This window comes from Microcystis sp. M53603_WE2, assembly GCF_030065435.1.
This window is the reverse complement of sequence record NZ_JASJFF010000447.1, coordinates 1-5,846: the sequence shown is the minus strand read 5'-3', so window position 1 is coordinate 5,846 and position 5,846 is coordinate 1. Positions and strand designations below refer to the sequence as shown.

Annotated in this window: 5 protein-coding genes; 3 read left to right on the top strand and 2 right to left on the bottom strand. The window is 42.0% G+C overall.

Going from position 1 to position 5,846, the window contains the following annotated elements; translation table 11 throughout:
* Window positions 1-347: 347 nt before the first annotated feature.
* Window positions 348-1,373, bottom strand: coding sequence for a DUF559 domain-containing protein (locus tag PX481_RS09430; protein WP_288027976.1), 1,026 nt, complete (start codon window positions 1,371-1,373; stop codon window positions 348-350).
* A gap of 193 nt (window positions 1,374-1,566) precedes the next feature.
* Window positions 1,567-3,018 carry an Asp-tRNA(Asn)/Glu-tRNA(Gln) amidotransferase subunit GatA gene (gene gatA / locus PX481_RS09425; protein ID WP_002758506.1) on the bottom strand — a complete coding sequence of 484 codons (1,452 nt, stop codon included), beginning with the start codon at window positions 3,016-3,018 and terminating at the stop codon, window positions 1,567-1,569.
* Between the two features lie 135 nt (window positions 3,019-3,153).
* Between gatA and PX481_RS09420 the strand changes: the two genes are divergently transcribed.
* The 3 genes from PX481_RS09420 (at window position 3,154) to hetL (ending at window position 5,439) form a co-directional block, all read left to right on the top strand.
* Complete coding sequence (locus PX481_RS09420) at window positions 3,154-4,164, top strand: DUF6398 domain-containing protein (RefSeq protein ID WP_002758507.1); 1,011 nt, start codon at window positions 3,154-3,156, stop codon at window positions 4,162-4,164.
* Between the two features lie 196 nt (window positions 4,165-4,360).
* Window positions 4,361-4,723, top strand: a complete 363-nt coding sequence (locus PX481_RS09415; protein ID WP_002758508.1) for an ArsR/SmtB family transcription factor — start codon at window positions 4,361-4,363, stop codon at window positions 4,721-4,723.
* 53 nt (window positions 4,724-4,776) lie between these two features.
* Window positions 4,777-5,439: a heterocyst differentiation pentapeptide repeat protein HetL gene (hetL, locus tag PX481_RS09410; RefSeq protein ID WP_043998998.1), complete on the top strand. Its 663-nt coding sequence runs from the start codon at window positions 4,777-4,779 to the stop codon at window positions 5,437-5,439.
* Window positions 5,440-5,846 lie beyond the last annotated feature (407 nt).

Below are 5,846 nucleotides of genomic sequence, written 5' to 3'. Positions count from 1 at the left end.
GCTCCAGCTACATCAAATGTTCCAAAAAAATATAGAAGAGTTAATGCAAATTAGCCGCTATCGGTTGAAGGATTACATCAAAGGACAAAGAGCGATATCGCTTGCCCTATCTACCTTCTAGCTCGCTTGTCCCCCTCTCAGGAATTCTTCTCTAATCCGTGGAATTAATTGTTTTCCTTGCTCGATCGCTCTTGCGGTTGGTGCTATGATTAATTGTCAACCCTAATCAACAAAGTTTGACTTCAATATATGGAAGGCAATTAAACTCAGCACCAAGCATGACCCTTCCGTAATCCTACTGTACGCTATAATTATAAGAACCATGAAATGCACCCTATTCTTAGTCTTCAAAAATCAAGGTTTATATCATAAAAATCAAAAAGTTTTTGGAAAAAATTTACCACTATAGACTCATAGGTTTCTTGCATAATTTCAGAAGCTCCAAATCGATAAACTTCATAACCTAGCAATTTTAACTTTCTATCTTCAGCTACCATTTCTGCATAAAGCTGAGGCTTCGCATATTCTCCCTCAGCATAATGTTGTTTACCATCAATCTCAATAACAATTCTTTTTGATTTTGGCAATAATAATAAAAAATCCATACGTTGTCTTATCAATCTTCTCCCATTGTTATATCTTTTGAGTTCTTTGATAGTATAGGGATCATAATGTAAATAAACTTGTGGCAGTAGAGCGGGCGAATTTTCACCCCAACGACGACATAATTGCTCGTTTTTATAGTAAGTGTCAAAAAATCTAGATTCTACTGGATTATTTTGCAAGGATTCTTTAAGTCGTTTGTAAAGAGGAGCTGCCGCTTCTGAATTTGACCAGCTAATAATTTTTTTATACTCTTTCCACCAATCAATTAACTCTATCCCTAATAATCCATGACTTTGAATCGGCTTATCATAGATCAAACAGGATTCTTTATACTTCGTAATTTCAATATCATTGCTAAGTGAATCTGAAAAAATAATTTCTGGTTTAAAAGAATTAGAGGCAAAAATAATATTTTTGATATTTTGATGTCCTAGTTTTTTGGTTAAATGAATTGTGTAGCCATTACTATCAACTTGAAAACCACTTTTTTCACAAATTCCTCTTAAAGTTTGCTTATGCTCTTCCTTAATATTATAACTTTTGTATAAAAGTATTGATTCAATTACTTTCAGAAATTTCTGAATATCGTTTTGATTTTCCCAATCAATCTTTGAGTAGTATCCATTCAATTGATCTCGGCGCGTAGATGCACGAGGCTCGTATTTATCAAATCCCGCATCCGTAAACCAACTATCTATTTGATTAATATAATATCCTGAGCAAAATTCTCGAAACTCACTCTTTAATAAATCTAGAGATATATTCATAGAGACACATCAACTTTCGGAGAAATCACCGATACATACAATACCAAATTCTAGCAATTCAGCATTAGGATCAAAATCAACAGATTGGTGGGTTATGGCGAATACCTTATTAGTTGCTTAACTGTCTCATTTGTCATCGCCTAACCCACCCTACTATTTGGCTACCGGCAAAAGATAGCCACCGGCAATTGTATCAATTTGTAAAAGATGGTTGACGTTTGTGCCAATCGGTGGCCTGTTCGTAGGCGTGGGCGACGTGAAATAATTGATCTTCGCGCAGCACATTACCCACTAATTGTAAACCAATCGGCAAACCTTGCCCATCAAAACCGCAGGGAAGACTTAACCCGGGTAAACCGGCTAAATTGACGGGAATAGTCATTAAATCCGATAAATACATACTCAGAGGGTCCGCCGTTTTTTCCCCAGCTTTAAAAGCTGTGGTCGGTGAAGTGGGAGAAACTAACACATCTACCGATTGAAAAGCTCGATCGAAATCCTCTTTGATCAAAGTCCTCACCTTTTGTGCTTTCAGGTAATAAGCATCATAATAACCCGCCGAGAGGGTATAGGTTCCCAACATAATCCGGCGCTTAACTTCCGCACCAAAACCCTGAGCGCGAGTCTTAGTGTACATATCAATCAAACTATCGGCATCTTCCCGAATACCGTATTTAACCCCATCGTAACGGGCTAAATTCGCCGATGCTTCCGAGGGGGCGATAATGTAGTAGGTGGGCAATCCGTAACGGAAACGGGGACAGGAAATCTCTTTAATTGTGGCACCGAGGGCCTTTAACTGCGCTAAAGCTTGATTAACTGCCTCAGCAACCACCTGATCCAAACCTTCCCCGAAAGTTTCCTTAATTACGCCAATTTTTAGCCCTTTTAAACTGGTTTTCAGGAATTGGCTATAGTCGGGAATCGGCAGATTGAGACTGGTAGAATCTTGGGGATCGTAACCTGCGATCGCTTGTAATAAAATCGCCGCATCTTCTACGGTACGACCAAAGGGACCGATCTGATCGAGAGAAGAAGCGTAAGCCACCAAACCAAAGCGAGAAACTAAGCCATAGGTCGGTTTTAGCCCAACAACGCCACAAAACGAAGCCGGTTGACGAATTGATCCCCCCGTATCCGATCCTAGGGCGACCACGCATTCTTGAGCGGCCACAGCCGCAGCCGACCCCCCCGAAGAGCCACCAGGCACCCGGGATAAGTCCCAGGGATTAGCAGTAACGTGATAACCGGAGTTTTCGGTGGAACTACCCATAGCAAACTCGTCTAAATTGGTTTTACCGACGATAACTGCTCCTAAATCCCGTAATTTTTGGGTAACGGTGGACTCGTAGGGGGGGACAAAATTCTCTAAAATCCGGGAAGCGCAGGTGGTGGGGATACCCTTGGTGCAGAGATTATCTTTTAATGCGATGGGAATACCGGCCAACAGATGCAGAGACTCACCCCTGGCGATTTTCTCGTCCACTTTTTGGGCTTGTGCGAGGGCTAAATCCGGGGTTAAATGGAGAAAGCTTTTTACTTGTGGTTCGATCGCTTGAATACGAGCGAGAAATTCTGTGGCGATTTCGACGGCTGTTTTTTCTTTATTAACGAGTTGTTGATGCAGTTGACGAATCGAAGTCATGTTCAGTTACCGGTTACAACCACCGTCAGGAGCAAGCAACAACCCCAGACAGCAAAGACTATTTTAGCGTCAGTTTGGCTGTAGGTCAGCTAATCCCCTAAAATTAAAGGAAAGCCTCGGAGGAAAACTAGAGTTATGACTTTTAATATCCGACAATTAGATAATTTAGACTACGATGAAGCCGAACCCTTATTAGAAGATTATATTACTGGAGCGATCGAAGAATATATCAATTCGCCCGAGGGAGAGGCCTATTATCAAGAAAAAGAAGAAGGTGGTGGTTGGATTGCTACCTTGATTGAGTTGGGCTATCTCTATCAAGGTTATACCCTTGCTACCATGACTAAGGCTGATGTGCAAATCTTAATGGAGAAGATTTTACCACGCAAAATTACTATCCTCGATCCGACGGAAACGGAAGATGCTATCCCTGAATTAATTAGTTTTTGGCAATTTTTGGGACGAGAATATAAATTAACTCAGGCTAAAGCTATTATTAAATATTTAGAGCAATTAGGCGATCGCTTTGGTCAACTGATGAACGATCCCAACAGTGGCGGTTTTATGAAAAATCTCTTGTTACAAGCGCATCAGCAGGGTTTTGATATCACCAGTCAGGAGGGTTTAACAGCTTTTCAAGAAAAATATAATGCTGAACAACGCGCCAAACAGCAAGCGGCAGCAATATTGAAAAAAACGCTTCCAGCTGTTTCTAAATCGGAAAATGTTCCCAAGGCAATGCAGGCCAAATATCAAGAAATTATCGATATTACCGATAAATTTGCCGCTCAATATCTTAATGAAGAATATGCCCAACTTATTCGCCAATTAACTGCAACTTTAGCTCGTAAGCGTCCCTCTCCCCTAGAAAAAGGTAAGGCTAATTCCTGGGCTGCTGGCATTACTCACGCCCTAGGAATGGTCAATTTTCTCTTCGATCCTACTCAAAATCCCCACATTTCGGCCAAAGAACTTTATCAGGCTTTTGGGGTTGCTCAAAGTACAGGACAAGCTAAATCAAAACAAGTGAGAGATTTACTGAAGATGTCCTATCTTGACTCAGAATGGGCTTTACCAAGCAATTTGGAGAACCATCCTAGCACTACAGTCCGGAAGTTAATCACTACCATGCTCGGTTATAGTTAGGGTTTGCTGAAAAAGTCTTTTGGTGGAGCTAGGAGGCACTCTTGCAGCAATAGATTCCTGAATGACCCAATCTCGATCGAGCTTGCAGACTAGACTCTAGTTACCTCTCCAGTTAAACTATAGTAGTCAATAGTTATAAAGTTTTAAACGATCACCTATTGTCAGCCTTTTTAACTGGTCACTTTATTACCTACCTATGTTGGACAGTTTCTCCCCCCAAACCTCTAGCGTCGTCCTCGCTTCGGTGGCGGACTATTTCAAAGTCCTGTCGGAAGTCAGTCGCCTACAGATTCTCAGTTGCTTGCAATTAGGCGCGATGAATGGTAAAGAAATCGCCGAAGCTACCGGACTAGGTCAGGCCAATCTCTCCAAACACCTGAAAGCTTTAACCCAAGCGGGAATTATCTCGCGGCAACCCCAAGGAGTCAGCGTTTACTATCAAATTACCGACCCCGTGATCTATGATCTCTGTAAGGTGGTTTGCGATCGCATTAGTCAGCAAATGCGTCAACGGGCCCGAGAATTCGAGAGTCTGCCAACTTTCCATCTCCCTAAATAAAAATTACCAAACCCTTGACATTTTGCCTCAATTATGCTATGTGCAAAATTTCCATGCTCCTAGAAGAACTTTGTCAACGCTATCGGGAGGGAGAAAGAGATTTTCGGGGGATTAATTTGCGGGAAAGCGACTTAACTAATATTGCCCTCCCAGGAGTCAATTTTTGCCGTGCCGATCTGCGACAGGCGCGGTTAGGAAAGATAGGCCTTTCGCGATCGCTGCTGAGAGAAGCGGATTTAAGTGAGGCGATTCTCTGGGGAGCAGATTTAAGTCAAGTGGACTTTTATCGAGCTTGTTTACGAGATGCGGACTTAAGCGGGGCTAATCTCATCGAAGCCAATTTAGAAGCCACTTATTTAACCAAAGCCGTCTTAAACGGTGTTAATCTCAACAGTGCTAATCTCCAGCAGGCCGTATTAATCGATACGGATTTTCGCTCCACTTCCGACCAACGCACGGACTTAGGCAAAACTAACTTTTGCGGAGCCGATCTCAACTATGCCAATCTGAGCGGCTCCCTGTTATATCGAGCTAATTTCGCTGATTGCCGACTTTGCCGGGTTAATTTTCGTGCTAGTCCCGAAAGAGACGGATTTATTACCGATCTCACCGGGGCCAGTTTCCGGGGTGCGGATCTCAGTTATGCCGATTTGCGCGGGGCAATTTTAGAAGATGTGGACTTGACTGATGCTGATTTAACCTGGACTTTGTTTTAATCTGGGAAGCTTTTTCAGTCAACAGTGATCAGTAAACAGTGATCAGTGACAAGTGAAAAGATGTCATTTCACTTAAAACTCAAATCCGATAACTGATAACTGATAACTGCTCACTGATAACTGATAATTGAGGGTCGATTTATTTAAGGCTTGCTGAATAAATCTAAAAACCTTGTTGGATAAGACTTTTAGACTTTTTTTCCCTCAAAAAGTGCCAGCCATTGCGGGGATCGGGGGGAAAATTCAGGTACTTTTTCCCTGAAAATTAGGTAATTGACACCTTCAAAATCGCTAAAACCCCACACCCTACACCCTACACCCTGCCCCTAGGAAAAACTTTTTCAGCAGACCCTAGTTAAGTGGGTGGGTGGAATTAAATCCGACATTCCGCACATCTTCATATACCT